We start from the raw sequence: 24860 nt of genomic DNA, 5'->3' as shown, positions 1-24860 counted from the left end.
GGGACGGGACGATCAGGGCAAAGCGGGCTCAGTGCCCAGCCCCAACGCCGCGGCCGCGTTGCGGACCGCCTCGATCACCAGCTGCAACGCCGGTCGCCGCGACGAGGTCGTCCGGTAGGCGATCGAAACCGTCCGCAGCAACGGTGTGGTCAACGCGACGACGTCGATCCCCGGCGGCCGGAGCCCGAGCCCGAGGTCGGAAACGAGGGTCACTCCGAGCCCCGCCCTGACCATCGCCATCGCCGTGGACTGCTCCTCGACCTCGTGGTTGATCTTGGGCTCGAACCCGTGGCGGTGACACGCTGTGCGCACCGCGCGGCCGAAATGACTCTTCGGGCTGGCCAGGATCCAGGGGTGCTCACCCAGTTCGAGTAAGGAAGCACTCCCGGCGGGCACCGCACCGGCGGGTACGGCGGCGTGCAGCCGTTCGACCGCGATCACCGCGCGTTCCAGGCCCGCGTCCCACGGCATCGGCGCGTCGGAATAGTCGAGGACGAACGACAGGTCCAGTTCGCCGTCTCGGACGGCGTCGGCGGTGTCCTCGGGGGCCAGCTCACGGGTCCGGACCTGGATCCCCGGATGCTCACCCGCGAGCGCGGCCAGCGCATGCGGCAACAGGCCCGAAGCGACCGACGCCCACACCCCGGCCATCAGGCGGACCGAAACGGTCGCCTGGGCCTCCTCCAAGGCCAATGTCGCGCGTTCGACCGACCCCAGGATCTCCTCGGCGTGTTCGGTGAGCAGCAACCCCAGTTCGGTCAGCTGCACCCGCCTGCCGAATCGTTCGAACAGCTTCGCGCCCACGTCCCGCTCCAGCTGAGCCAGCTGCTGCGATACCGCCGAAGCGGTGTAATGCAGCGAAGCGGCGGCCGCCGTGACGGTGCCGCGCCGGCTCAGCTCGCGGAGCATCCGCAGGCGGTGCAACGAAAGCTCCATGGTCCCAACGTAATCGGGCGCGGTCGCGGACGCCGGATGGCGCGTTACACCAGTTTCTCTGCACGTCATCGTTCAGATTCGGTAAATGGACGCGCGCGCCCGCCGGGGCGCACCCTCGGAAGTGACGCAGGACGACCCCGAATCCACGAAGGAGGTGGCCGCATGGCCGCGAGGAACGCCGAACCGCTGATGAGGCTTGTCTGGACCGACCCCGTCACCGGTGCCACCGGCTACCTCGTAGTGCACACCCTGGTCTCCGGTATCGCGACCGGCGGGACCCGGATGCGCGCGGGCTGCACGATGACCGAGGTCGAGGACCTGGCGAGGGGGATGGCGAACAAGACCGCGACCTTCGGCCTGCCGGTCGGCGGGGCCAAGGGCGGCATCGACTTCGATCCGAAGGACGAACGTGCTTTCGGTGTGCTGGAACGGTTCTGCGCGTTCCTGCGGCCGTGGATCGACAACCACTGGGTGACCGCCGAAGACCTCGGTGTGCCCCAGCACCTGATCGACGAGGTGTTCGCGAAACTCGGGCTCGAGCAGTCGTACCACGCCGCGATCCGTCGTTCGGCCGATCCGGCGCGCACCCTTCGGCGCGTGCAGGCCGGTCTGAGCACCCCGGTCCCCGGAGGGCTCCTGCTCGGCGACGTGATCGGCGGCTATGGCGTCGCGCAGGCCTGCCTCGGTGTCGCCGACGCGTGGGAATGGACCGCGGAGAACACCACGGTCGCCGTCCAGGGCATCGGCACCATGGGTGGCGGCGCGGCCTGGTACCTGCACGAAGCCGGGATGAAGGTCGTCGCGGTCGCCGACGCGGCCGGGACGCTGTACCGGCCCGAAGGCCTCGACATCCCGGCGCTGCTGGAACTGCGCGACTCCTACGGCGAGATCGACCGGAGCCGGCTCCCCGCCGACGTCCGGCTGCTCCCCCGCGACGAGATCGTTTCGACGGAGGCCGACATCCTCGTCCCGGCGGCGATCTCGTACGCGCTGCGCGCCGGGAATCAGGGCGCCGTCAAGGCGAAGGTCGTCATCGAAGCGGCCAACGCGGCGACCACACCCGACGCCGAAGCAGGACTGGCGGCCCGCGGCATCCCGGTGATCCCGGACTTCGTCGCGAACGCCGGCGCAGCCGCGTGGGCCTGGTGGCTCCTGCTCGGCGAGGTCGGCGCCGATCCGGCCGATTCGTTCCTGCGTCTGCGGACCGAGATGCGGGCGAAGGTGGCCCTGCTGCTGAGTTCGTGGAACCTCGACCGGATCGCTCCCCGCACCACCGGGCTGCGGCTCGCCGAAACCACCCGTTCGGACGCCGCCACTCCCGAAACCGCCCCCGCGCTGGTCATCCCCTGACAACGCGCGTGAAGGCCCCCTGCCCTCGACTGAGCCGAGGACAGGGGGCCTTCACGCGCAATCCGTGGCTCAGGAGGCGAAGCGGTCCGTCGCGCCGACGAGGACTTCGCGCATCGGTTCGTCCTGGGTGCTGTGGCCGACGTCGTCGATGACCACCAGTTCGCTGCCGGGCCAAGCGTGCGCCAGCTCCCACGGGGTGCCGACGAGGTTGCTCAGGTCGAGGCTTCCTTCGGCGAGCACGGCCGGGATGTGGGCCAGCTTCCCGGCCTCCCGCAGGACCACGCCTTCGTCCAAAAAGGACCCTTGGCTCCAGTAGTGCGTGACCAGCCTGGCGAAGGCGAGCCGGAACTTCGGACTCTCGAAGCTCTTGTACGGCGGGGAGGTCGGGATGATCGCGTCCTCCCAGGCGCACCAGGCGGCCGCCGCCTTCTCGTGCACCGCCGGATCCGGGTCCATCAGCAGCTTCAGGTACGCGGCCGCCAGGTCGCCGTCGCGGTCCTCTTCGGGAACACCGTCGCGGAACTTCGCCCACGCCTCGGGGAAGACACCGCCGAGGCCGCGGGTGAGCAGGTCGGTCTCGCTCCGGCGTCCGGTCGCCAAGCCCATCAGGACCATCTCCGAAACCCGGTCCGGTTGGCGCTCCGCGTAGACCAGCCCGAGCACCGAGCCCCAGGAACCGCCGAAGAGCAGCCATTTCTCGATGCCCAGATGCTCGCGAAGCCGCTCCATGTCGGCGATCAGGTGGTCGGTGGTGTTGGCGGAGAGGTCGGCCTCGGGCTCACCCGCGTGCGGGGTGCTCCGGCCGCAGCCTCGCTGGTCGAACAGCACGACGCGGTACTTCGCCGGGTCGAAGTACCGGCGCAGGCCGGTACTGCAGCCGCTTCCGGGGCCGCCGTGCAGCGTGACGGCGGGCTTGCCATCAGGGTTCCCGCAGACCTCCCAGTACACGAGGTGCCCGTCGCCGACGTCGAGCATCCCGTGGTCGTACGGTTCGATTTCCGGATACAGCCGTGTCACGTTCTCGTCCTCCCAGACCCCGCCAGAAATACAACAGCGCTGTCACAATAGCGGCGGGCAAATACTTCCGGCCAGAGTGTCTGTTCCGGCAGCGGGCGTTCGTGGAGAAGGTGAGCGGCCGCCACCAGGGCGCCGCCACGAACCTCAGGGGATGAGATGTCGCACGCCCGCCGCATGTACGACCTGATCGAGCCCATCGGCCTGGTGCCCTACTTCGCCGACGAGTCCGACGAGGCCTTGATGGCGCTCGGGCTGCGCAACCAGTGGGACGCCTACTTCGCCGGACGCGCCGCGCCGTTCGGCCGGTCGGTGCCCGCCGAGGTGATCCACGCGATCTTCTACAACTTCGCCCCCGGCGAGGTGGCGCGCCACCTTCCGAAGGTCTGGGAGCTGACCACGCCCGAGGCGGCGCTGGCCGCCCGCGAGCGGGGATGTGTGGCGGGAATGCGGCGGATCCTCGGTGCCCTTGCCGACGCCCCCGGCGTCACGCGCGCCGGCGACCTCCTGCTGAAGGCGGCGACCAGTGCACCTGTGGAAGGACGTGCCCTCTACGCCGCCCTCCGCACTGTCGCTGTCCCGAAGGAGCCCGTCGCCAGGCTGTGGCACGCCGCCACTCTCCTGCGGGAGCACCGCGGCGACGGCCACACCGTCGCCTTGCTGGCCGAGGACATCGGCGGAACCGAGTCCCACGTGCTCCACGCCCTGTCCGTCGGCATGCCCGCGCACGAGTTCGGCCGGGTAGGCCATCTCCCCGCCGCGCGACTGACCGCGGTCGTCGACGGCATGCGCGACCGCGGCCTCGTCGGGGCGGACGGCTGGCTCACCTCGGCCGGGCGCGCTACGAAGGAACGCGTCGAGGCCATGACCGACCGGCTCGCGGAGGCGCCTTACAACGCCCTGAGTCCTCACGAACTCGAGCGCCTCGTCGCCGACCTCGAACCGATCTCGGCCGCCCTCCGGGCGGTGTTTCCGATGTGACTAGGCGGTGTCCCGCAAGCCCTGTTGGTGGTCTCCGCACCCAGGTGTCGCCCACTCGCGGGAAGCCGCCACCCGCGAGACGGTGGGCTGGGGTGACGCGACACCGCACTCGCGTGCTCAGCCCCGGATCTCGCGTGTTCGTAGACGGAACTCGCGTGTTCACGCCTTACCGAAGTACATGAAGGCCCCCTTCCTTACGTCTAGCGCAAGGAAGGGGGCCTTCATGTACTTCACGACCGGCCGCCGAGGAAGCAGCCGTCCCACTGTCACCACGAATCACATCTCACGGTAGCGAAAGCCTCCTTCGCTACCGTCAGAGTAGGCAAGGAGGCCTTCACTACCGGCCCCACGCCGCGACACGTTTGACTTACCCCTCAATAACGACACTTGCCACTCACGACCCCACGCGAAAACCGTACATATACACATCAAACGGACCCCAGGCCACCACCAGCGTCCTTAGTGGACACTCGAAGGTGGCACAGAGAGCCCCCTAGCCGCCCAGGGTGCTGGCGACGTGCCGAAGCGCGTCCGCCAGCTCCGCCTGGCCGGCGGGTCCGATGTGGACCACGGCGTCGTTGCCGTGGCCGGTCGTGTAACTGAGGTACCGGCCCCAGTCGGTGTCGGCGAAATGGAGCGGATCCTCGACGGCCACATGCCTGCCGACCTCGTCCCGCTTGCCGACGTAGAGCTCACCGCTCCCCTCGACCGGCCGCTGCACGAGGCTGACGATGTCCGCGATCACCGGGGGCAGCGAATGCGTGTCCGGGCCGCGGCGGGCCGCCTCTTCGAGCTCGTACGCGCGGACCGTGCGCAGCCTGCCGCCGCCCGCCGGAACGGGCGGCAGCTGCTCGATCAGGGTTTCGGGCAGCCGTCGCCGATCGATCTCCTGCAGCCCGACCCAGTCGCCGGACGCCACCGCCAGGACCGCCTGCAGTCCCAGCGAGGCGGCGAGGACGCCGTAGGTCTCGCCTCCGGTGTTCACCCAGCCGTAGTACTCGATGGCCGGTTTCGTGAGTACCGGAAGCCAGTCCAGGAAGTCGACCGACGCGCGGCCGCTCGAATCCAGCAGCCCGGCTTGCGCCAGCGCCGCTTCCACTCGCTTGTCCGCCTCCGCGCGGGCCGTCCTGGACAGCCAGCGCGGTTCGGGACGCAGCGTGATGTGCAGGTCGCCGACGCGTTCGCGTTCGGCGAGCACCGCCAAGGCTTCGACCGGGACGTCCACCCGGCCTGTTCTCACGGTCATCCGCTACTCGCCGATGACCGGCGGACTGGTCCGCTGGTCGGTGCCGAAGATCGCGTCCGGGTCGGCCTCGATCAGGTAGTCGGGACGCTGGTGCTCGTCGTCCTCCTCGCCGTCGGCACGCCTGCCGCCTGCCCCCATCGGACCCATCTGGCCACCGCCACGTCCGCCCGCTCCACGGCCGCCGGAACCGGCCAGGTGGTCGGCGCCACCCAGGCCGCCCATGCCGGATCCCCTGCCCGAGCCCAGACCGCCGGAACCGGGAGCGCCCGCCCGGCCACCGGTGCCGCCCTCGCCACCGAGCAGCCTGCCCGCGGCGCTGTTGGACGGGGGCACGTTGCGTCCGCCGGTGCTTCCGGGCGGGTTCTGCCCAGGGCCGCCGCCGGGGTTGTAGTTCTGACCGGGGCCGTTCGGGAGGCCGACGACCGTGTCCGAGTCGCCGCCGGGACCACGTCCGGGGATCCTGCCCGGGAGCTCGGTCCTCGGCCCCGGCCTGCCCTTGCCGCCACCCGACGGGCGCGTGGTGTCGTCCCCGTCGCCCGGCTTGCGCGTCGTCGGCGGGATGGTGGGCTCCGGCCGATCCCTCGGGATCACCGGGCGGTCGTCGTTCGGGCCCGGTTTGGTCGGCGTGCGCTCGTCGCCCGGCTTGTTCTGGTTCGGGTTGGTGGTGCCGTTGTCGTCCGTACCGCTGGTGTCGGTGCCGCCGTCGTCGTCCCCGCCGCCGTTCCTGATGGGCTTGACCGGGATGACCGGCGGGGTGATCGGGGGCTTACCGCCGGGGGTCTTGACGCTGACGTCCGCGCCGTCGTTCTTCAGCACACCGTAGTCGGTCGGCAGGCTGGAGCTCGTGCTGCTGGTGACCGAGTCGTACTGGTCCATCACGCGGACGTTGTTCTGGTTCGCCGCCTCGTGCTTCGCGACGCCCTCTTGGTAGTTCTTGATGTCGTTGTTGACCATGAACGGCCCGGCGATCGGGATCGCGCCCTTCAGGCCGGTGGTCCAGGGGTTGGGCTTGTCCGGCTTCGGCGGCACGGGGACGACCGACGACCCCGAGTCGTCGAAACTGTCGGCCTGCGTGGTGACCGAATTCCTGGTCGTGAACAGCGGGTCCGCCGTCTCCTTGAATGCCTGCTCCAGCGGGCCCGCACCGGCGTTGGCCGCGTCGGCGGCGGAACCGGTCCAGGAGGACGCCATCCGCGTCTGCAGGGCCTTGATGGCCATGCCGCGCTCGACATACGCGTCGGAAAGCTCCGCGACGCGGTCGGCCGCGCTGCGCAGGTTGCGCGTGTCGCCCTGGGTGAAGTTCTCGTAGATCTGTTTGCCGTCCACCCTCATGCCCCCTTGAGTGTCTTGATCACGGCCGACGCGAGTTTCTGCGCGGTCCCGCATGAATCCTGCTCGTTGTCGTACCCCTTGGCGAGGGTGCTGATCGCCAGATCGTCGGCGACGCCCACCGCGAGATCGCAGCTGCCACTCGCTCGCCGGTCCTGCAACCCGTAGTAAACGGTCGGATAACCGTCGACCTCCGGGCCGGGCTCGAGGAACCTCAGCTGTCCGGCTTCCTTGGCTTTGTGCAGGCCCGCCAGACCGCCCATACCCTTTTCGCGGTTGCCGCTGCCGAGGATGATCAGCAAACTGTCGGCCTTGCCGCGAATCTGCCAGCTGCAACCCGGATTGCTGCCTTCGCCCTTCGACTCGCCGGGCGCGGTGAACCCCAGGTCCGCGGCCGCAGCGGGCGGGAGCAGCTTGCACACGTCGCCGACGAACGCCGAGGCGTCCAGTGGATTCGCCACCTTCGGGACGTTCGGGTCCTCCGGTGCGGCAGAAGACGCAGACGACGGCGAGGTTCCCGAGGTCGGCGTAGCCGTACCGGGCGTCTCCCCGGTACAGCCGGCGACCGCGACGGAAACGAGCACGAGCGCCGCCACCGCGGCGCGATTCCTCAACACGTTCGGCATCCTCAGGTCGTACGCAGAGTGTTGGCCTGGTCGGTCGCCATTGTCTTGGTTCGGGCGAGCTCGAGTTTCTGGATGTAGCCCTCGATGTAGGCCCTCATCGACTCGTTCTGCTTCTGCAGAGACAACAAGGAGTCGAGCCCGGAGTTCACGTAGCTCGTGCTGGCCTCGTCCTGCCCCGGCGGCATCAGGTCACCGACGATCATGTCGATCTTGTCGCCGTCGTCGACGACCTTCTCAAGCTCGTCCTGCCACAGCCCGATGACGGTCTTCAGCTCCTCAGGGCTCATCTCGAACCCGCCGCCACCGCCGCCCCCACCGCCGTAGACGGTCGGTTCCTTCGGCGTGGTGAGGTCACCCCAGACGGCCTTGATCGCGCTCGCGGCGTCGTCGATGATGTTCACACCCGCACCTTCCCCTCAGCACTCACACACGGTGATGGACAAAGAGTAGCCAAGCGGCGGACGGCGTGTCAGCCGATCCGGCCGAGTGATCGGACGTGTCTCGAAGCCGTCCGGTTCCCGGCAGGGGCGGATCATCCCGCGAACTGGTCACAGTACGTACGTACGGATTGCATTGACCCGGTTCCCGGTGACAGGATTCCAGGATGCCACGGGTCAGCCAGGATCACCTCGACGCACGCCGGCGCCAGATCCTCGACGGCTCCCGCGTGTGCTTCGCACGCTACGGCTACGAAGGCGCCACCGTCCGGCGGCTGGAAGAAGCCACCGGCCTTTCCCGCGGTGCGATCTTCCACCATTTCCGCGACAAGGAGTCCCTCTTCCTGGCCTTGGCCGAGGACGACGCTGTGCGCATGGCCGACATCGTCGCCGAGCAGGGTCTCGTCCAGGTGATGCGCGAGCTGCTGACGAACCGCAGCGAGCATCCCGCCGACTGGCTCGGCACGCGGCTGGAGGTCTCCCGGCGCTTGCGCACCGACCCCGAGTTCCGCGCCCGCTGGGCCGAGCGGTCCCATCAGCTGACCGCCGCGACCCGCCGCCGTCTGCTGCGTCAGCGCGACGCCGGGATCCTGCGTGACGACGTCGACGTCGACGTCCTGACCGCGTACCTCGAACTCGTTCTCGAGGGGCTCGTGTCCCACCTCGCGATGGGCCAGCCGGGTGACGATCTCGGCCCTGTCCTCGACCTGGTCGAGGAGAGCGTGCGGCGGCACCGTGCCCACGCGGCCGGGGGAACGCGTTAAGATTGTCCCATCGTCGCAGTACAGCGGCGGTGTCAGTTGATTTCGATCGAGGAGTGACTCTTTTCGTGCGCGACGCGCAGTCACCTGGTGACAGTATCGAGCCGGGTGGCACACCCGGCTGTTCCGCGGCTCTTCCCGCCGACTTTGCCGGCAGGCGATGATGGAAATCCTGCTCGCCGTTCTCGGCATTCTCCTGTTCCTCCTGCTGACCGTCGGCACCGGCCTCGCCGTCGCCGCCGAGTTCTCCCTCACCGCGCTCGAGCGCAGCACGGTCGAGGCGAACGTCCGCCAGGTCGGCGACAAGCGTGCGCACACCGTGCAGAAGGCGCACCGCACGCTCTCGTTCCAGCTCTCCGGCGCGCAGGTGGCGATCACCATCACCACCCTGATCACCGGTTATCTCGCGGAGCCGGTGATCGGTGACCTGCTGCACCCGCTGTTCACCGCCGTCGGGTTCTCCGAGGGCGTGGCGAACGGCGTGTCGCTGACGGTGGCGCTGATCGTTGCCACATCGCTGTCGATGGTCCTCGGCGAAATGATGCCGAAGAACCTCGCGATCGCCCGGCCCCTGCAGACCGCGCGTGCCGTCGCGGGGTACCACTCGCGGTTCTCTTCCCTGTTCCGCTGGCTCATCACCCTGATGAACAACAGCGCCAACTTCCTCGTCCGCAAGTTCGGCGTCGAGCCGCAGGAAGAACTGCGGTCGGCCCGGTCGCCGCAGGAACTCGGCTCGATCGTGCGCTCCAGCGCGGAAAGCGGCACGCTCGACACGTCGACGGCCGAGCTGCTGGACAAGTCGCTGCGCTTCGGCGAGCGGACGGCCGACGAGCTGATGACACCGCGCGTCCAGCTCGAATCGCTGACCGTGGACGACACGATCTCCGACCTCATCGAGATCTCACGCCGCACCGGCTTTTCGCGTTTCCCGGTCTACACCGAGGATCTCGACGACGTGCAGGGCGCGGTGCACATCAAGCAGGCGTTCACCGTCCCGGCCGCCCAGCGCGCCACGGTACGGATCGGTTCGGTCATGCGGCCGATCCCGACGGTGCCCGAATCGCTGCCGGGCGACTCGCTGCTCAACCGGCTGCGCGATTCCCGGTTCCAGCTCGCGATCGTCGTCGACGAATACGGCGGCACCGCGGGCCTGGTGACCTTGGAGGACGTGGTCGAGGAGATCATCGGCGACGTCCGCGACGAGCACGACGAGCGGGAAGCGCCGTCGTCCCAGCAGGTCGGCGCCGACAACTGGCTCGTCTCTGGACAGCTCCGCGCCGACGAGGTCACCGACGAGACCGGGTTCCGGATGCCCGACGGCGACTACGAGACCATCGCCGGGCTGATCCTCGAACGACTCGGCCGGATCCCCTCTCCCGGTGACGCCACCGATCTCGACGCCTGGCGGCTCACGGTGACCAAAATGGACCGTCTCCGCATCGCCGAGGTCGAAGTCCGCCGGGTCAGCGAAACCGCGACCTCCGCCGAGCAGGAGCCCGCCCGATGAGCGACTGGTTCAACATCTTCCTCGTCGTGGTCCTGCTGCTGGCCAACGCGTTCTTCGTCGGTGCCGAGTTCGCGCTGATCTCGTCGCGGCGCGACCGGCTGGAAGCCTTGCTGGAGCAGGGAAAGACTCGGGCCAAGATCGTGATCAACGCGAGCAAGAACGTTTCGCTGATGCTCGCCGGCGCGCAGCTCGGCATCACGATCTGCTCGCTGCTGCTGGGGCGGCTCGGTGAGCCCGCCATCGCCCACCAGCTGGCCGGGTTCTTCGAACTGTTCGGGATCCCGGAGGTGCTGCTGCACCCGATCTCGTTCGCGATCGCGCTGGCGTTCATCACCATCCTGCACGTCCTCATCGGCGAGATGGTGCCGAAGAACCTCGCGATCGCGGAGCCCGAGCGGCTGGCGCTGTGGCTGGTCCCGGTGCACGTGGCCTGGGTGAAGATCGCCAACCCGTTCATCTGGCTGCTGAACTTCGTGGCGAATTCGCTGCTGCGGGTGTTCAAGGTCGAGCCGAAGGACGAGCTGGAAACCGCGTACACCTCCGACGAACTCGCCGAACTGCTCAGCGAGTCTCGCCGCGAGGGGCTGCTGGAGCACTCCGAGCACCAGCGCCTGAGCAAGACGCTGTCTTCGGTGGAGAAGACGGTCGCGGACGTGCTGGTCCCGACGGCTCAGCTGACCACGCTGCCCTGTTCGCCCACCTTGGGCGACGTCGAACGCGCGGTGTCCTCGACCGGGTTCTCCCGCTTCCCGGTGTGCACCGACGACGGGACGCTGACCGGCTACATCCACGTCAAGGACATCCTCGACCTCGTGGGCGAGGATCCGACCACCGTGGTGCCGCCGGACAAGACGCGGGCGCTCACCGAACTGCACGCCGACGCCCGGTTGGACGAGGCGTTGTCGGCGATGCGCAAGGAAGGCAGCCACCTGGCGCGGGCGCTGAGCCCGGCGGGGGCCGCGGTCGGCGTCGTCGCGCTCGAGGACCTCGTCGAGGAATACGTGGGAACTGTCCGCGACGGTACCCACGTCATGTCATGACCGGCCCTATCGTCCTTCCCGAGCCCGTCTGGCGGGCTCGGGAGGACGACCACGTCACGCGGATGCGGCGCTGGACGACACCGCACCAGCGCCGCCGCTCGCGGGGCGAGAAGCATCCGGTGCTCGACTTCCTCTTCACCTATTACTCGCACCGACCAGGGCATCTCGAACGCTGGCAGCCGGGCCCGGGCGTCGTGCTCGAAGGCGCGTCCGCACGCCGGTTCCTGGAGCGGAAGGGTTACCTGGAGACTCCGGACGGCGTCATGCTCGATCCGGCGGGCTTCACCGAGGGCCGGGCCAAGACCGCCGAATTCGTTCTCGGCCTGCTTTCCGCGACCGCGTCCCGCTCGCCCAGACTCAGTTGTTTCGGGCTTCACGAATGGGCAATGGTTTACCGGGAATCGGCGAATGAGGTTCGTCACTCACAACTTCCGCTCCGGCTCGGTTCGGCCGGAACCGACGGCGTCGTCGAGTCGCTGGAGATCCGATGCGGACATTTCGACGCGTTTCGGTTCTTCACCGAGCCCGCCCGGCCGCTCAACACCCTGCGGCCGGAGCGGGAGAACCAGATCGAGTTCGAGCAGCCCGGCTGCCTCCACGCCAACATGGACTTGTTCAAGTGGGCGTACAAACTCGATCCCTTCGTGCCCGCCGAGCTGGTCGGGGACTGTTTCGAGCTGGCGGCGGACGTCCGTGAGCTGGACATGCGGGCCAGCCCGTACGATCTGGCGGAGTTCGGGTACTCACCCGTGCGGATCGAGACCCCGGAAGGACGGGCTGAGTACGCCCGCGCGCAGGCCGGGTTCGCCCGCCGGGCCGCGCCGCTGCGTGAGCACCTGATAGCGCATTGCCAACGGCTCCTCGCCGAGTTAAGGGAAGTTTCCGCGACACGCGGAAAACAACTGTGAGTCGTCGCATTCCCCGTAACATCCTCCCCTGTTAGAGTGATAACGGTTTGATTGCATACGCAGCGCGAGCGCGCACGTTTCGAAAGGACAACGATGGGGCGACACAGCGTGGCCGAAGAGCCGGTGCCGCATCCCCTCGACCCGCCGAAGCGGCCTCAGGGTCGCGGTGAGGCGACCGGTTCGCACCGGATCGTCGGGAAGAAGGCCCCGCGGCGGCGGATCGCCAAGTGGCCCATCGCCTGCCTGGTCCTCGTGGTCCTGGTCGCGATCGGCGTGTTCGGCTGGAACTGGGCCGACGGCGAGCTCAACACCCGCGCCGAAGCCCAGGCCAAGGGGTGCAGCGCCGGCGACACCCCGATGCGGGTCATCGTCACCCCCAGCATCGAGAAGCCCGTCCGGGCGGCCGCCGAGCGGTGGAACACCGCCGCGACCGTGGTCCGCGACCACTGCGTGATCATCCAGGTCGACGCGCTGTCCTCCGCTTCCGTGCTCGACGGCCTTGTCGGACGGACCAACCTCGACTCCATCGGCGGCCTTCCCGCCGCCTGGATCCCCGAGTCGTCCTACTGGGTGACCGAGCTGAACACCGCCAAGCCCGAACTGGTCGGTTCGCCCGCCCAGTCGGTCGCGACGGCGCGTTCGGCCGACTACCCGCTCGTCGGGCTCGCCGGCAAGACCATCGACGAGGTCCAGATGCGCGCCTCGCAGACGTTCCGCCAGTACCTGCAGCAGCCCGCCCAGCAGGCCGACTTCGCCGCCGCGGGCATCAAGGCCACCTGAGGCCCTGAACCACGGGAAAGGCCCCTTCGCCGCTCGGGAAGGGGCCTTTCCCGTACCTCGAGCCTCGTGACTCGCGTGATCAGACCCGTGACTCGCGTGATCAGGGACGTGACTCGCGTGACTGGACACCGCACTCGGATGTACGGCGCCTGAACACGCGAGTTCCGTCTCCGATCACGCGAGTTCCGTCCCTGATCACGCGAGTGCGGCGACTGCTCACGAGGAGAAGGTGTCCGGGTCCGGGCCGGTACGCGTCCCGTCGTCGAATTCGGCGAGGGCGGCGAGGTCGTCTTCGGCCAGTTCGAAGTCGAAGACGTCGAAGTTCTCGCGGATCCGGGACGGGGTCACGGATTTCGGGATGGCGACCGTGCCGAGCTGCAGATGCCAGCGCAACACCAGCTGCGCCGGGCTCTTGCCGTACTTGGCGGCGAGGGCGGTCAGCGTCGCATCCGAGAGCAACGAGCCTTGCGCGAGCGGGCTCCACGCCTCGGTGACGATGCCGTGTCCGGCGTGGAACTCGCGCAACGCCTTCTGCTGCAGGCGGGGGTGCAACTCGACCTGGTTGACCGCGGGGACGATCCCGGTCTCGTCGAAGAGCCGCCGCAGATGCGGGACGTGGAAGTTCGACACCCCGATCGCGCGCACCCGCCCGTCCGCGTAGAGCTTTTCCAGCGCCCGCCAGGTTTCGACGTACTTCCCGCGGGACGGCATCGGCCAGTGGATCAGGTACAGGTCGACGCGGTCCAGCCCGAGCTCCGCGAGGCTCGCGTCGAACGCCCGCAGCGCCTCGTCGTACCCGTGGCCAGGATTCGGCAGTTTCGTGGTGATGAACAGCTCGTCGCGGGGCACTCCCGCCGAGCGGATCGCCTCGCCGACACCGGCTTCGTTCCGGTACGAAGCGGCGGTGTCGATACTGCGGTACCCGGCCTCGATGGCGGTCCGGACGACCTTGGCCGTATCGGCCGCGGGTACCTGCCAGACGCCGAAACCGAGTTGGGGGATGGCTACCTCGTTGTTCAGGACGACGGAAGGCACGGCCATGGAAGGGAAATCCTCACTGGGGTCTGTGGCAGGGCTCTTGCCCCGCATCATTCCACCCCGCGCGCCGCGTACGCGCGCAAATACTCCGCCGTGTCCGCGTCGGCCGGAAAGAACGACTCGATCACCAGCTCGGCGACCGTGACGTCCAACGGCGTCCCGAAGGTGGAGACCGTGCTGAAGAACGTGAGCTCGGCGTCCTCGTGCCGCAGCTTCAACGGGACGAAGATGTCACCCGGTCCGGGGACCTCGACCTCGGGGACGGGATCCGCGCACGGGTAGGTGCGCAGTTCCTCCAGCAGCTCGGTCAGCACCGGGTCGGCGGTCTGGATCACCTGACGCCGCAGCCTGCCGAGCAGATGGGCGCGCCACTCCCCCAGGTTCAGCACGTGCGGCGCCATCCCGTCCGGATGCAGGGTCACCCGCAGGACGTTGACCGGTGGCGTCATCAAGGCGGGCGAGACCAGATCGGTCATGATCGAGATGCTCGCGTTGGCGTCGACCAGGTTCCACCAGCGGTCGACGACGGCGGCCGGATACGGCTCGTGGCCGGTCATCAGCTGACGGACCGCCTTGCGGACGGCCGCCAGTTCGGGCGTTCCGAGACCGGTTTCCGCGTACGCGGGCGCGTATCCCGCGGCCAGCAGCAGCTGATTGCGTTCCCGCAAGGGCACCTCCAGATGTTCGCCGAGCCGCAGCACCATCTCGCGGCTGGGCTTGGACCGGCCGGTCTCGACGAAGCTCAGGTGCCGGGTGGAGATGTCCGCCGAGATGGCGAGGTCCAGCTGGCTGATCCGGCGGCGGTCACGCCATTCGCGGAGGAGTTCCCCGACGGGGCGGCCCGCGGTCACTGTGGTCGTCACGATCACGAACCTACGGCCACCCGCGCCGCGCCGCCATTACCTCCCGCGTAATCGACGGGACCCACCTTCAGCCGACAGAGTTGCGACATCGGTTAGCCCCCAAGGAAACGAGGAGACACCATGTCGGACATCCAGCGCGTCGCCGAGCAGTACATCGCCGTGTGGAACGAGACCGACGCGGACCAGCGCCGCGCGCTCATCGCCGAAGTGTTCACCGAGGACGCCGCCTACACCGACCCGCTCGGCGCCGTCACCGGCCACGACGGTGTCGACGGCTTCATCGCCGGCGCGCAGGCCCAGTTCGCGGGCTTGAAGTTCAGCCTGCCCGCGGCGCCCGACGCGCACCACGACATCGCGCGGTTCCAGTGGCACCTCGGCCCGGAGGGCGCGGAGGAGCCGCTGGCGATCGGCTTCGACGTCATCGCCGTCGAGGACGGGCGGATCAAGCAGGTGCTGGGCTTTCTCGACAAGATGCCCGGCTGACCATCAGGCGAAGGCCTCCGGTGGCGGGCAGGAGCAGACGAGGTTGCGGTCGCCCGCGGCCCCGTCGATGCGCCGCACCGGAGGCCAGATCTTGGCGGCGGTGAAACCGGCGGGGAAGACCGCGATCTCCCTGCTGTACGGGCGATCCCACTCCCCCGCGAGACACCGCGCGGTGTGCGGGGCGTTGCGCAGCGGGCTTCCGTCCACCGGCCACTCCCCCGCGGCGACCTTCTCGATCTCGCCGCGGATCGCGATCATCGCGTCGCAGAACCGGTCGAGTTCGCCGAGATCCTCGCTCTCGGTGGGCTCGACCATGAGCGTTCCGGCGACCGGGAAGGACATCGTCGGCGCGTGGAGGCCGTAGTCGGCCAGCCGTTTGGCGACGTCGTCGACGGTGACGCCGGTCCGTTTGGTGAGCGCGCGGAGATCGAGGATGCATTCGTGCGCCACGAGTCCCTCGTGCCCGGAGTACAGCACCGGGTAGTGCTCGGCGAGGCGTTTGGCGACGTAGTTGGCGTTCGCGACCGCGGTCAAGGTCGCGCGCCGCAGCCCGTCGGCGCCCATCATCCGGACGTAGGCCCACGAGATCGGCAGGATCGACGCGCTCCCCCACGGCGCGGCGCTGATCGGTCCCACGCCGGTCGCCGGGCCGGCGTCCGCCTGCAGCGGGTGGTTCGGCAGGTACGGCGCCAGATGCGCGCGGACGCCGATCGGCCCGATGCCCGGCCCGCCGCCACCGTGCGGGATGCAGAAGGTCTTGTGCAGGTTCAGATGGGAGACATCCGCACCGAACCTGCCGTATTGCGCCACCCCGATCAGGGCGTTCAGGTTCGCGCCGTCGACGTACACCTGACCGCCCGCGTCGTGCACCAGCGCGCAGACCTCGCGGACGGTGTCCTCGTACACGCCGTGCGTCGAGGGATAGGTGATCATGATCGCGGCGAGGTCGTCCGCGTGTTCGTCCACAGTGGACTTGAGGTGGCCGAGGTCGATATTGCCCTCGTCGTCGCATTTCACGACGACCACCCGCATCCCGGCCATAACGGCGCTGGCCGCGTTCGTCCCGTGCGCGCTGGAGGGGATCAGGCAGACGTCACGCGCCGCGTTCCCGCGTTCGCGGTGATAGGCCCGAATGGCCAGCAGGCCGGCGAACTCGCCCTGGCTTCCGGCGTTCGGCTGCAAGGAGACCGCGTCGTAGCCGGTGATCCCGGCGAGCCACCGCTCCAGATCCTTCACGACGCTGAGCAGGCCGGCCGCGTCCTCGGCCGGCGCGAACGGATGCAGACCGGCGAACTCGGGCCACGTGATCGGCTCCATCTCGGCCGTGGCGTTGAGTTTCATCGTGCAGGAGCCCAGCGGGATCATGCTCCGGTCGAGCGCGACGTCCTTGTCGGACAACGCCCTCAGGTACCGCAGCAGCGCCGTCTCCGAGCGGTGCGCGTGGAAGACCGGATGAGTCAGGTACTCACTGGTGCGGCGCAGATCCGGCGGGAAGCCGTCCGCGGTGTCCGCGTCGAGCGAGTCCACATCGGACACCGCGACACCGAAGGCCTTCCATACCAAGGAAAGATGTTCGCGGGTCGTCGTCTCGTCACAGGCGATGGCGACATGGTCCGCGTCCACGAGCCGCAGGTTGACCCCGAGTTCCCTCGCGGTGGCGACCACCCCGGTCGCGCGGCCGGGAACGGCGACCATGACGGTGTCGAAGAACTCGCAGTGCACGACGTCGACACCACTCTCGGCGAGCCCGGCCGCGAGCACGGTGGCCATCCGGTGCGCGCGGTTCGCGATGGCGCGCAGGCCTTCGGGACCGTGGTACACCGCGTACATCGACGCGATGACCGCCAAAAGCACCTGGGCGGTGCAGATGTTGCTCGTCGCCTTCTCGCGGCGGATGTGCTGCTCGCGGGTCTGCAACGCGAGCCGGTACGCGGGCGCGCCGTCGGCGTCCTTCGACACCCCGACCAGCCGTCCGGGCAGCTGCCGTTCGAGGCCCTTCCGGACGGCGAGGTACGCCGCGTGCGGTCCGCCGAAGCCCATCGGGACGCCGAACCGCTGCGTCGACCCGATCGCGACGTCGGCGCCGAGTTCACCGGGTGACCGCAGCAGGGTCAGCGCGAGCGGATCGGCGGCCATCACCACGGCGGCGCCCAGCGCCTTGACCTCGGAGATGGTGTGCTCCCATTCGCGGACGACGCCCGAAGCGCCCGGATACGACAGCAGCACTCCGAAGAAGTCGCCGCCGAGTCCGAGCCCGGTGATGCCCTGCGACAGGTCGGCGGTCACCAGGTCGATGCCGAGCGGTTCGGCACGGGTGCGCAGGACCTCGATCGTCTGGGGAAGGGTGTCCTCGTCGACCACGAACCGATGCGATTTCGCCTTGCTCGCCCGGCGGACCAGTGTCATCGCCTCCGCCGCCGCGGTCGCCTCGTCCAGCATGGACGCGTTGGCGATCGGGAGGCCGGTCAGATCGGCGACCATGGTCTGGAAGTTGAGCAGCGCTTCGAGGCGCCCTTGCGAGATCTCCGGCTGATACGGCGTGTACGCGGTGTACCAGGCCGGGCTCTCCAGCACGTTGCGGCGGATCACCGGCGGGGTCACGGTGTCGTGGTAGCCGAGGCCGATCATCTGGACCATCGGCCGGTTGCGTGCGGCCAGCGCGCGGAGTTCGGCGAGCGCACCGGTCTCGCTGGAGGGCGGCGGCAGGTCCGGCGGAGTCGCGGACTCCCGCAGCGACGCGGGGACGGCCCGCTCGGCGAGCTCGTCGAGAGAGGCGACGCCGACGACGTCGAGGATGCGCGCGAGTTCTTCGGTGCCGGGACCGATGTGCCGGTCCGCGAAGGGAGTCCCGGATTCGAGAGCGGCCAGTGAAACGGGCTCCATCGGGAACCTCCCAAGACGCGGGGGTGGGGCCGGGACGATTGTCCTGGCCCTCCCCACTCTGTCCGTACCCCCGTGGGGGCGCCTGAGAGTTTCGCCCGAGTGTTGAGCCGGGCTTGCACCGTCGGCGGGGCCGCCAGGCTGTGACCTGGCGAACCACTTTCCAGAGGCGTCTCTTCCGCGCGGTCCAGGGTGCCTGAGAGGTTCCGGGGAGGACTTGCTCCTTCGGCGCCGAGCTCAACGGTTATCGGCTCGGTCTCTCCCGCGCGGATTCGTCGACCGCGGAAGTGAGCCTACCCTGCCGCCCTCGCGGCTTCATGATCAGCCGGTGCGACGTGCGTTACGACGCTGCGTGAGCTCGTCCGGCGTGACCGTTTCGATCACGCCGCCGTCGGCCCGCTCGGCCGGGAACTCGTGGATGGTGCCGCTGATCTCCTGCATCGCGCCGCTGACCGCGATCCCGAAGACGCCCTGCCCGCCCTGCAGTAAATCGACGATCTCTTCGGGCGAGGTGCACTCGTAGACGGTGGTGCCGTCGGAGAACAGGGTGACCTTGGCGAGGTCGCGGACGCCGCGCAGGCGCAGGTGGTCGACGGCGACCCGGATGTTCTGCAGGGAGACGCCGGTGTCCAGCAGCCGCTTGACCACCTTCAGGACGAGGATGTCCTTGAACGAGTAGAGCCGCTGCGAACCGGAACCGTGCGCCGTGCGGATACTCGGCGCGACCAGCTTCGTGCGGGCCCAGTAGTCGAGCTGCCGGTACGTGATGCCGGCGATCTGGCAGGCGGCGGGACCACGGTAACCGACGAGTTCGTCCGGAAGGGAAGAGTCGGGGAACAGCTCGCCCTGCTCGCCGTCAGCGACCGGAACGAGCGGCTCTTGAGGGCTACCAGCCTCGACCACGCCATGCCTCCCCTCGCCCGACCTGGCGGCCGGCGAACAAAGCCGCGCGGACCCATGTGAGTCCGCACCGGAGTTCCTCGTCAAGACGAATGCCCCAGACATCCGAATCACACCTTGGCGATTCACCTTCATTGACGGTAAGCGCGTCCGGCAAAGCGGTCAACGCGACGCGCGGTCGGCCTCAAGCTCTTCTTGAGGCTTGTCGAGGACAGTCCCCCGTTCGGCCGCACACTTGCCGGTTTTACTCAGCCGTGTTAATTTTTACTCATGCAAGTAACACCCTCCACCCAAAGTGCCATGCAAGAGGTCCAGGCGGAGCTGGGGCTGTCGGTCACCGAGGCGGCCCGGCGGGCGCAGATCATCGGGGCCACGATCGCGACGATCTCCGACCTCGGCTACCACAAGACGTCGTTCGCGAAGATCAAGGAGCGGGCCGGGCTGTCCAGCACCCGGATCATCTCGTACCACTTCACCAACAAGGCCGGCTTGATGCAGGCCGTGGTCACCACCGCGACCGGGATGAAGGACAAGTTCCTCGAGGAGCGGACTCAGGGCACGACCGACCGGGCCGGGCTGCTGCGCGGCTATATCGAATCGGAGATCGCGTTCCTCGGCTCATACCCGGAACTGGTGCGGGTCATGGTCGAGATGGCTTCGAGCGGCTCGGACGCCGAGGGCTGGTTCATGTCGGCACCGCTGGTCGAAGAGCTCCGCACCGGCCGGCTCGAACGCCAGTTGCGGCAGGGGCAGCGTGAAGGCGCTTTCGGCGAGTTCGCGCCGGACGTGATGGCGCTGTCGATCGCGCAGGCCATCGATGGCGTCGCGGCGAAGTTCGCGGCGGATCCGAAGCTGGACCTGGAGCGGTACGGCCGGGAGCTGGCGGACCTGTTCCTCAAGGCGACCGCGGCCTGACTCGTGAGTGGTAATGACGGTCGGAACCGTCATTACCACTCACGACAGGATCAGGTGTCCGCGCCGCGGAAGTCCTCCGGCGAGACGGAGTCGAGGAACTCGCGGAACTTCTCGACCTCGTCCTCCTGCTCGTCGGGGATGATGAGGCCCGCTTCCTCCAGCACCGCGTCCACGGCGTGGATGGGCACTCCCACCCGCAAGGCCAGCGCCACCGAATCGCTCGGCCGCGCCGAAACCCGGATGTCCCCGTCGAAGACCAGCTCCGCGAAGAACGTGCCTTCCTTCAGGTCGGTGATGACGACCTGTTCCAGCTCACGGCCCAGCGCTCCGATGACCTCCTTGAGCAGGTCATGGGTGAGTGGACGGGCCGGGCGGACTCCCTGCTGCTCCAAGGCGATGGCGGTGGCCTCGACCGAGCCGATCCAGATCGGCAGGTAACGCTCGCCTTCGGTTTCCCGCAGCAACAAGATCGGCTGATTCGCGGGCAGCTCCACCCGCACGCCGACGACGCGCATCTCGCTCATCGGGCTTCGCCTCCCTCTCGTGCGCACGGGCTGCAACGCTTGTCTCGACGACCAAGCGACGGCAGTCCCGACGCTACCCGTCTTCCGAGCGCTGTGCTCGCTGTCTCCGACATTCCGGTTCGCCCTTGGCAAACCCAACTCTCACGGTACGGCATAGGGTGCCGAACATTCAGTCATTGACAAGTGGCCTCACAACGGTTCCCGGTCCCCCGGACCCGTTCAACCGCCCGTGACAGCCCGTATTCCGGCCTTCACCAAGAGCGTGTGCAACGCCACGGTCAAGGCGGCGAGCTCACGGACGACTTCGTCGCCCCTCGCCTGGGCGTCCTCGTCACGATGCCGATACACCGGGGTCACGATCTGCTCCAGCAGGCCGACCTCGCGGTCGGCCGCGGCGCGGAAGGCACGCAGATGTCTCGGCTCTATACCGAATTCGGTCATCGCTTTCACGGTCTTCGCCACGAGGACCGCGTCGGGGTCGAAGAACCCCGCCGCGCCTGGGCGGACCAGACCGTATTGCCGCAGCTCAGCCAGGGTGGCGGCGTCGATCCCGGCCTGGCGGAGCAGATCTTCCTCCGTCAGCCTGATCTCGCGATCGGTCTCGAAGTCCCCGGGGGACGGCAGTCCGCCGTTCTCCCCGGGGGCGTCGAGTGAAACGAGTTTTCGCGGCAGCCTCGGCATCGCCACGGTGTGCTCGGCGGACGCGGCGCCCTGATCCGCCGCGTCCAGTTGTTCCTTGATGACCTTCAGCGGAAGGTAATGATCCCGCTGGGCGGACAGGACGAACCGCAACCGCTCCACGTCCGCCGGAGCGAACTGCCGGTACCCCGACGGGGTCCGGCCCGGCTGGACCAGACCCTCCGCCTCGAGGAACCGGATCTTGGAGATGGTGACATCGGGGAAGTCGCCGCGCAGCTGTGCCAGCACGGCCCCGATGCTCAACCCATCGCGCTGCGACGCATCCCGATCAGGCCGCCCGGCCGCCGTCACCGTGCCCCCTGGCCCCCGTGACCCGGGCCGGTCAGGAAGACCAGGCGGAACTTGCCGATCTGCACCTCGTCGCCACCGGCGAGGACGGCCTGGTCGACCGGCTCGCGGTTGACGTAGGTGCCGTTGAGGCTGCCGACGTCGATGACGACGAACTCGCCGCCCTCACGGCGGAATTCGGCGTGCCGCCGGGAGACCGTGACGTCGTCGAGGAAGATGTCGCTGTCCGGGTGCCGTCCCGCACTGGTGGTGTCGCGGTCCAGCAGGAAGCGCGAACCCGCGTTGGGGCCCCGCTTGACGACCAGCAGCGCGGAACCCGCGGGCAGCGCGTCCACACCCTGGACAGGGGCCTCGGCAGCCGGAGGAGCCTCAGTGCCTTCGACGTCGGCCAGGAAGTCGGCCCGGAAGACAGAAGTCCGCTCCGGAGACTGCTCCGGGGGAACGCCGGGCCCGTCGTTCGTGCTCACCTGAGCTCTCCTAACGCATGTGTGTTGCCACTACTCAAGAACGTGTGGAGGTCAAACGTACCGTGCCTGATCGAATCTCCGGCCCGCGGCTCCCCCTACTCTTCCCGAAGGGCCACGGCCTGCGGCTATTCCTTGATCAGCGCCTGGTACGCCTCGGCCTCCAGCAGGGATTCCACCGAGCTCGCGTCGTCGAGGCGGAGCTCGATCAGCCAGCCCTCGCCGTACGGGTCGCTGTTGATCAGCTCGGGCGACTCGGTCACCGCGTCGTTGACCGCGACCACCTCGCCGTCGAGCGGGGCGAACAGCTCCGAGACGCTCTTGGTCGACTCGACCTCGCCGAACGCGTCGCCCGAACCGACCTGCTTGCCGACCTCGGGCAGTTCGACGAACACCACGTCACCGAGCTGGTCCTGGGCGTACTCCGTGATGCCCACGCGCACGAGCCCGCCGTCGCGCACGGAGACCCACTCGTGCTCCTCGGTGTACCGCAGTTCTTCTGGAGTGGACAACGCCGCTCCCCTTTCTGGTGCCCTCACTCGAAACCGACGCGCGCAGTTTCGCATCCCGCCGGGTCACGCGCCCGGCGCCTCCCGTAACTCGCCGGGATCGGCCGATCGCAGCGCCCGTACCGTCTGTACGACGTACAGCACGCCCGAATAGACGTACAGGACCGCACCCCACGCCGTGAAGGCGTAGCCGATCGGCCGGGCGATCGCGGCGATGTCGGAACCACCCTGGGTGAGCAGCAGGAACGGGAAGGCGTACATCAGCACGAAGGTGGCGCCCTTGCCGATGTAGGTGACCTCGGGCGGGGCGAACCCCCGGCGCCGCAGCAGCAGGACGCAGACGCCGAGGACGGCCTCTCGGACGACCAGCGGGACCACCAGCCACCACGGGATGATGTCGCGGATCAGGAAGGCGATGAGGGTCGCGAGGATGTAGAGCCGGTCGGCGGCGGGGTCGAGCAGCTGGCCGAGCCGCGACATCTGGTTGAGCCAGCGGGCGAGTTTGCCGTCGAGCCAGTCGGTGAGCGCGCTGAACACGAGCAGCGCGAGCGCCCAGCCGTCCTCCTTCGGGCCGAGGAGCAGCCACAGGAAGACCGGCACCCCGGCGAGCCGGAGGATCGAAAGCATGTTGGGGACGTTCAGGGCCTGCCGCAGCAGGGAAGGCTCTTCGCTGGTCACGCTCGGTTCGGGGGGCGTACTCACCCGCTCAGCCTAGCCAGCGGCGGCAGGTCGTCCCGCGTCAGCTGGCCCGGGTGTGCGTCCAGCCGCGGCGTTGCAGGTCCGCGCTGGTCAGCGCCACGGGCCTGCCCCGGTGGTCGGTGCCCATCCAGCGATGGTGGCCGGCCGAGCTCTCCAGGACGTACGGGCGGCCGCCGCACCAGACGACGGTGCACGGCGCCGTCGGTGGCAGCTCCGTGCTCGCCGGTGCGGTGGCCTGGGGTGACGCGGGGTCGGTCTGTTCGTCGGTCTTCATCGCTCTCACGGTTTCGGTGACGGGGACTGGGACACGCCGGAGCGCTACTTGTCTTTTCGGCGGAACGGGGCCGCGCGTTAACGGCTCCGCGCCGGATTCGTCCGATCGGTTCGCGACGACAGCAGGGTGTTGCCGCGCCGTGAACGGCATATTAATTGTCTACAATGGACAGTGATTGAGCGGTCCTCGCGTATCGCGGCGGCGGGGGCGCGATAGCCTCCCGCGCATCGAACGTGGCTCAATGCCACGGCATCGGGCCCGGCCGGGTCAGAATGGGCCGGCCACGACCGGCCGACGAAAGGATCGCCTTGCCCGTCTCGACGACCACCGGAACGTGGCGGCGCCTGTTCGCGGTCTGCGCCGTCGCCGGAACACTCGCCGCCTGTTCGGGCGAAGATCCGCCACCGCCTGTCACTTCGATGTCGGTCTCACCGTCTTCACCCTCTTTGAGCGTTTCCCCTGTGTCAGTGCCACCGATCCCGTCGCAAACCGCGCCGAGCCCGTCCGCCGCACCGGCTCCCGCCCCCGAACCGAAGCCCGCTGAACCGGTACAGGGGTCCTGCGGAACGGTGACCGCGGCGAGCGGACTGACCTTGCAGGTGCTCAACGGCCCCGGTGTCTCCTGCGCGGACGCGACCGGAATCGTCGGTTCGTTCCACAAGAGGATCGCCGGACGTCAGTCCGCGGGCTCGGACGAGCCGGTCAGCGAGACCGTGGACGGCTGGCTGTGCGTCTCCGGCGCTCCCGCCGCACAAGGCGGCACCAGTTGCAGCAAGGGCGAGCAGAACGTGTTCGCCGCCGTCGTCCCCGTCGAATGAACCATCCCCGAAAAGAAGGGCCCATGAAGAGCCTCGCCGTGCTTCCCGCCGCGCTCGCCGTCGTCCTGCTGAGCGGCTGCGGCGCCGATCCCGCTCCCGCCGCCGCACCCGCGCCGTCCTCCCCCGCCGCCACCTCGGCGCCCGCCGGGACGCCCTGCGGCGAGGTCGCCGGGCTCCAGGGCGCGAAGAACAAGGTCGTCGCGCACGGAAAGACGGACTGCGCCGAAGCGACGCAGGTGCTCACGGACTACTTCGCCAAGCTGACGCCCGCAGAGGCGGCGTCACCGCAGGGGCCCGGCCCCGTCGTGATCGGGGCGTGGACCTGCGGGAGCGGGCCGAACGATCCGGTGACGAGTTGCTCGACCGAAGACGAGCGCCAGATCGAAGCGACCCGCTCCTGAGCGTCAGTTTCCCCAGACGGCGCCGCACATGGTGTAAGCCTCGAACTTCTGTCCCGAGAACCCGCCGTCCCGCGGCGCGGTCCCGGCGCCCGTGCCCCCTGAAGTACATGAAGGCCCCCTTCCTTGCGCCTGGCGCAAGGAAGGGGGCCTTCATGTACTTGGGAAGGCGATCCTGACGGTAGTGAAGGCC

At 68.8% G+C, this 24860-nt stretch carries 27 protein-coding genes and 1 riboswitch; of the genes, 11 read left to right on the top strand and 16 right to left on the bottom strand.

The features are described 5' to 3' along the window. Positions 1–12: 12 nt before the first annotated feature. Positions 13–936 carry a LysR family transcriptional regulator gene (locus ACIRGA_RS20125; RefSeq protein WP_400942993.1) on the bottom strand — a complete coding sequence of 308 codons (924 nt, stop codon included), beginning with the start codon at positions 934–936 and terminating at the stop codon, positions 13–15. A gap of 162 nt (positions 937–1098) precedes the next feature. On the opposite strand from ACIRGA_RS20125, the gene ACIRGA_RS20120 reads away from it, so the two are divergent. Then, positions 1099–2286, top strand: coding sequence for a Glu/Leu/Phe/Val dehydrogenase dimerization domain-containing protein (locus tag ACIRGA_RS20120; protein ID WP_400942992.1), 1188 nt, complete (start codon positions 1099–1101; stop codon positions 2284–2286). A 69-nt stretch (positions 2287–2355) separates the two neighbouring features. Here the strand turns inward: ACIRGA_RS20120 and pip are convergent, their stop codons facing one another. After that, positions 2356–3261 (bottom strand): prolyl aminopeptidase, encoded by a 906-nt coding sequence (pip, locus tag ACIRGA_RS20115; protein ID WP_400943076.1) that lies wholly within the window; start codon positions 3259–3261, stop codon positions 2356–2358. 198 nt (positions 3262–3459) lie between these two features. On the opposite strand from pip, the gene ACIRGA_RS20110 reads away from it, so the two are divergent. Further along, positions 3460–4281 (top strand): MarR family transcriptional regulator, encoded by an 822-nt coding sequence (locus ACIRGA_RS20110; RefSeq protein ID WP_400942990.1) that lies wholly within the window; start codon positions 3460–3462, stop codon positions 4279–4281. Positions 4282–4774: 493 nt separating this feature from the next. On the opposite strand, the gene ACIRGA_RS20105 is transcribed toward ACIRGA_RS20110, so the two are convergent. The 4 genes from ACIRGA_RS20105 to ACIRGA_RS20090 are packed head-to-tail and all read right to left on the bottom strand — an operon-like array spanning position 4775 to position 7883. Continuing rightward, entirely contained in the window at positions 4775–5506 is a 732-nt protein-coding gene (locus ACIRGA_RS20105) for an ESX secretion-associated protein EspG (RefSeq protein WP_400943074.1), read from the bottom strand. 24 nt (positions 5507–5530) lie between these two features. Next, positions 5531–6859 carry a hypothetical protein gene (locus tag ACIRGA_RS20100; RefSeq protein WP_400942988.1) on the bottom strand — a complete coding sequence of 443 codons (1329 nt, stop codon included), beginning with the start codon at positions 6857–6859 and terminating at the stop codon, positions 5531–5533. Continuing rightward, on the bottom strand, positions 6856–7482 hold the full coding sequence (locus ACIRGA_RS20095; protein WP_400942986.1) for a DUF3558 domain-containing protein: 627 nt from the start codon (positions 7480–7482) through the stop codon (positions 6856–6858). The genes ACIRGA_RS20100 and ACIRGA_RS20095 overlap by 4 nt, the downstream gene beginning before the upstream one ends. Before the next feature lie 2 nt (positions 7483–7484). Further along, entirely contained in the window at positions 7485–7883 is a 399-nt protein-coding gene (locus ACIRGA_RS20090) for a hypothetical protein (protein ID WP_400942985.1), read from the bottom strand. A 203-nt stretch (positions 7884–8086) separates the two neighbouring features. On the opposite strand from ACIRGA_RS20090, the gene ACIRGA_RS20085 reads away from it, so the two are divergent. The 5 genes from ACIRGA_RS20085 to ACIRGA_RS20065 all read left to right on the top strand — a co-directional run bounded on the left by ACIRGA_RS20085 (position 8087) and on the right by ACIRGA_RS20065 (position 12915). Continuing rightward, positions 8087–8683 carry a TetR/AcrR family transcriptional regulator gene (locus ACIRGA_RS20085; RefSeq protein ID WP_125678272.1) on the top strand — a complete coding sequence of 199 codons (597 nt, stop codon included), beginning with the start codon at positions 8087–8089 and terminating at the stop codon, positions 8681–8683. 157 nt (positions 8684–8840) lie between these two features. Next, complete coding sequence (locus ACIRGA_RS20080) at positions 8841–10187, top strand: hemolysin family protein (protein WP_400942984.1); 1347 nt, start codon at positions 8841–8843, stop codon at positions 10185–10187. Then, entirely contained in the window at positions 10184–11227 is a 1044-nt protein-coding gene (locus ACIRGA_RS20075; RefSeq protein WP_400942983.1) for a hemolysin family protein, read from the top strand. The genes ACIRGA_RS20080 and ACIRGA_RS20075 overlap by 4 nt, the downstream gene beginning before the upstream one ends. Beyond that, positions 11224–12135 carry a 3-methyladenine DNA glycosylase gene (locus ACIRGA_RS20070; protein WP_400942981.1) on the top strand — a complete coding sequence of 304 codons (912 nt, stop codon included), beginning with the start codon at positions 11224–11226 and terminating at the stop codon, positions 12133–12135. The genes ACIRGA_RS20075 and ACIRGA_RS20070 overlap by 4 nt, the downstream gene beginning before the upstream one ends. A gap of 93 nt (positions 12136–12228) precedes the next feature. Further along, complete coding sequence (locus ACIRGA_RS20065; RefSeq protein ID WP_400942980.1) at positions 12229–12915, top strand: hypothetical protein; 687 nt, start codon at positions 12229–12231, stop codon at positions 12913–12915. 216 nt (positions 12916–13131) lie between these two features. Here the strand turns inward: ACIRGA_RS20065 and ACIRGA_RS20060 are convergent, their stop codons facing one another. Together ACIRGA_RS20060 and ACIRGA_RS20055 are read right to left on the bottom strand one after the other, a co-directional pair. After that, a complete protein-coding gene (locus tag ACIRGA_RS20060) occupies positions 13132–13956 on the bottom strand; it encodes an aldo/keto reductase (protein WP_400942979.1) in 825 nt (274 codons plus the stop codon). Positions 13957–14003: 47 nt separating this feature from the next. Beyond that, a complete protein-coding gene (locus ACIRGA_RS20055) occupies positions 14004–14822 on the bottom strand; it encodes a helix-turn-helix domain-containing protein (RefSeq protein ID WP_400942977.1) in 819 nt (272 codons plus the stop codon). 114 nt (positions 14823–14936) lie between these two features. On the opposite strand from ACIRGA_RS20055, the gene ACIRGA_RS20050 reads away from it, so the two are divergent. Continuing rightward, positions 14937–15299, top strand: coding sequence for a nuclear transport factor 2 family protein (locus tag ACIRGA_RS20050; RefSeq protein WP_400942976.1), 363 nt, complete (start codon positions 14937–14939; stop codon positions 15297–15299). A 3-nt stretch (positions 15300–15302) separates the two neighbouring features. Here the strand turns inward: ACIRGA_RS20050 and gcvP are convergent, their stop codons facing one another. Together gcvP and ACIRGA_RS20040 are read right to left on the bottom strand one after the other, a co-directional pair. Continuing rightward, the gene (gene gcvP, locus ACIRGA_RS20045; RefSeq protein ID WP_400942975.1) at positions 15303–18182 is read right to left on the bottom strand and encodes an aminomethyl-transferring glycine dehydrogenase; all 2880 of its coding nucleotides are present in this window, start codon (positions 18180–18182) and stop codon (positions 15303–15305) included. 170 nt (positions 18183–18352) lie between these two features. After that, positions 18353–18454, bottom strand: a riboswitch (glycine riboswitch). Between the two features lie 46 nt (positions 18455–18500). Further along, complete coding sequence (locus ACIRGA_RS20040) at positions 18501–19082, bottom strand: MerR family transcriptional regulator (RefSeq protein ID WP_005150040.1); 582 nt, start codon at positions 19080–19082, stop codon at positions 18501–18503. Positions 19083–19379: 297 nt separating this feature from the next. On the opposite strand from ACIRGA_RS20040, the gene ACIRGA_RS20035 reads away from it, so the two are divergent. Further along, positions 19380–19994, top strand: coding sequence for a TetR/AcrR family transcriptional regulator (locus tag ACIRGA_RS20035; protein WP_400942973.1), 615 nt, complete (start codon positions 19380–19382; stop codon positions 19992–19994). Positions 19995–20044: 50 nt separating this feature from the next. Here the strand turns inward: ACIRGA_RS20035 and ACIRGA_RS20030 are convergent, their stop codons facing one another. From ACIRGA_RS20030 to ACIRGA_RS20005, 6 genes are all read right to left on the bottom strand, one after another. Then, positions 20045–20518, bottom strand: a complete 474-nt coding sequence (locus ACIRGA_RS20030; RefSeq protein WP_005150031.1) for a bifunctional nuclease family protein — start codon at positions 20516–20518, stop codon at positions 20045–20047. Positions 20519–20737: 219 nt separating this feature from the next. After that, positions 20738–21508, bottom strand: coding sequence for a MerR family transcriptional regulator (locus ACIRGA_RS20025; RefSeq protein ID WP_400942972.1), 771 nt, complete (start codon positions 21506–21508; stop codon positions 20738–20740). Continuing rightward, on the bottom strand, positions 21505–21972 hold the full coding sequence (garA, locus tag ACIRGA_RS20020) for a glycogen accumulation regulator GarA (protein WP_005150023.1): 468 nt from the start codon (positions 21970–21972) through the stop codon (positions 21505–21507). The genes ACIRGA_RS20025 and garA overlap by 4 nt, the downstream gene beginning before the upstream one ends. A 125-nt stretch (positions 21973–22097) precedes the next feature. After that, entirely contained in the window at positions 22098–22481 is a 384-nt protein-coding gene (gene gcvH, locus ACIRGA_RS20015) for a glycine cleavage system protein GcvH (protein ID WP_005150021.1), read from the bottom strand. 63 nt (positions 22482–22544) lie between these two features. Further along, positions 22545–23180: a CDP-alcohol phosphatidyltransferase family protein gene (locus ACIRGA_RS20010; protein ID WP_400942971.1), complete on the bottom strand. Its 636-nt coding sequence runs from the start codon at positions 23178–23180 to the stop codon at positions 22545–22547. Positions 23181–23217: 37 nt separating this feature from the next. Continuing rightward, positions 23218–23451, bottom strand: coding sequence for a hypothetical protein (locus tag ACIRGA_RS20005; protein ID WP_007032622.1), 234 nt, complete (start codon positions 23449–23451; stop codon positions 23218–23220). Positions 23452–23912: 461 nt separating this feature from the next. Here ACIRGA_RS20005 and ACIRGA_RS20000 point away from each other — a divergent pair, with 461 nt between their 5' ends. Then, positions 23913–24269 carry a hypothetical protein gene (locus ACIRGA_RS20000; RefSeq protein ID WP_400942970.1) on the top strand — a complete coding sequence of 119 codons (357 nt, stop codon included), beginning with the start codon at positions 23913–23915 and terminating at the stop codon, positions 24267–24269. A gap of 23 nt (positions 24270–24292) precedes the next feature. Then, complete coding sequence (locus tag ACIRGA_RS19995; protein WP_400942969.1) at positions 24293–24670, top strand: hypothetical protein; 378 nt, start codon at positions 24293–24295, stop codon at positions 24668–24670. Positions 24671–24860 lie beyond the last annotated feature (190 nt).

Origin of the sequence: Amycolatopsis sp. NPDC102389 (assembly GCF_044765885.1) — a bacterium.
GTDB lineage: Bacteria > Actinomycetota > Actinomycetes > Mycobacteriales > Pseudonocardiaceae > Amycolatopsis.
This window is presented reverse-complemented; position numbering and strand designations above follow the sequence as displayed.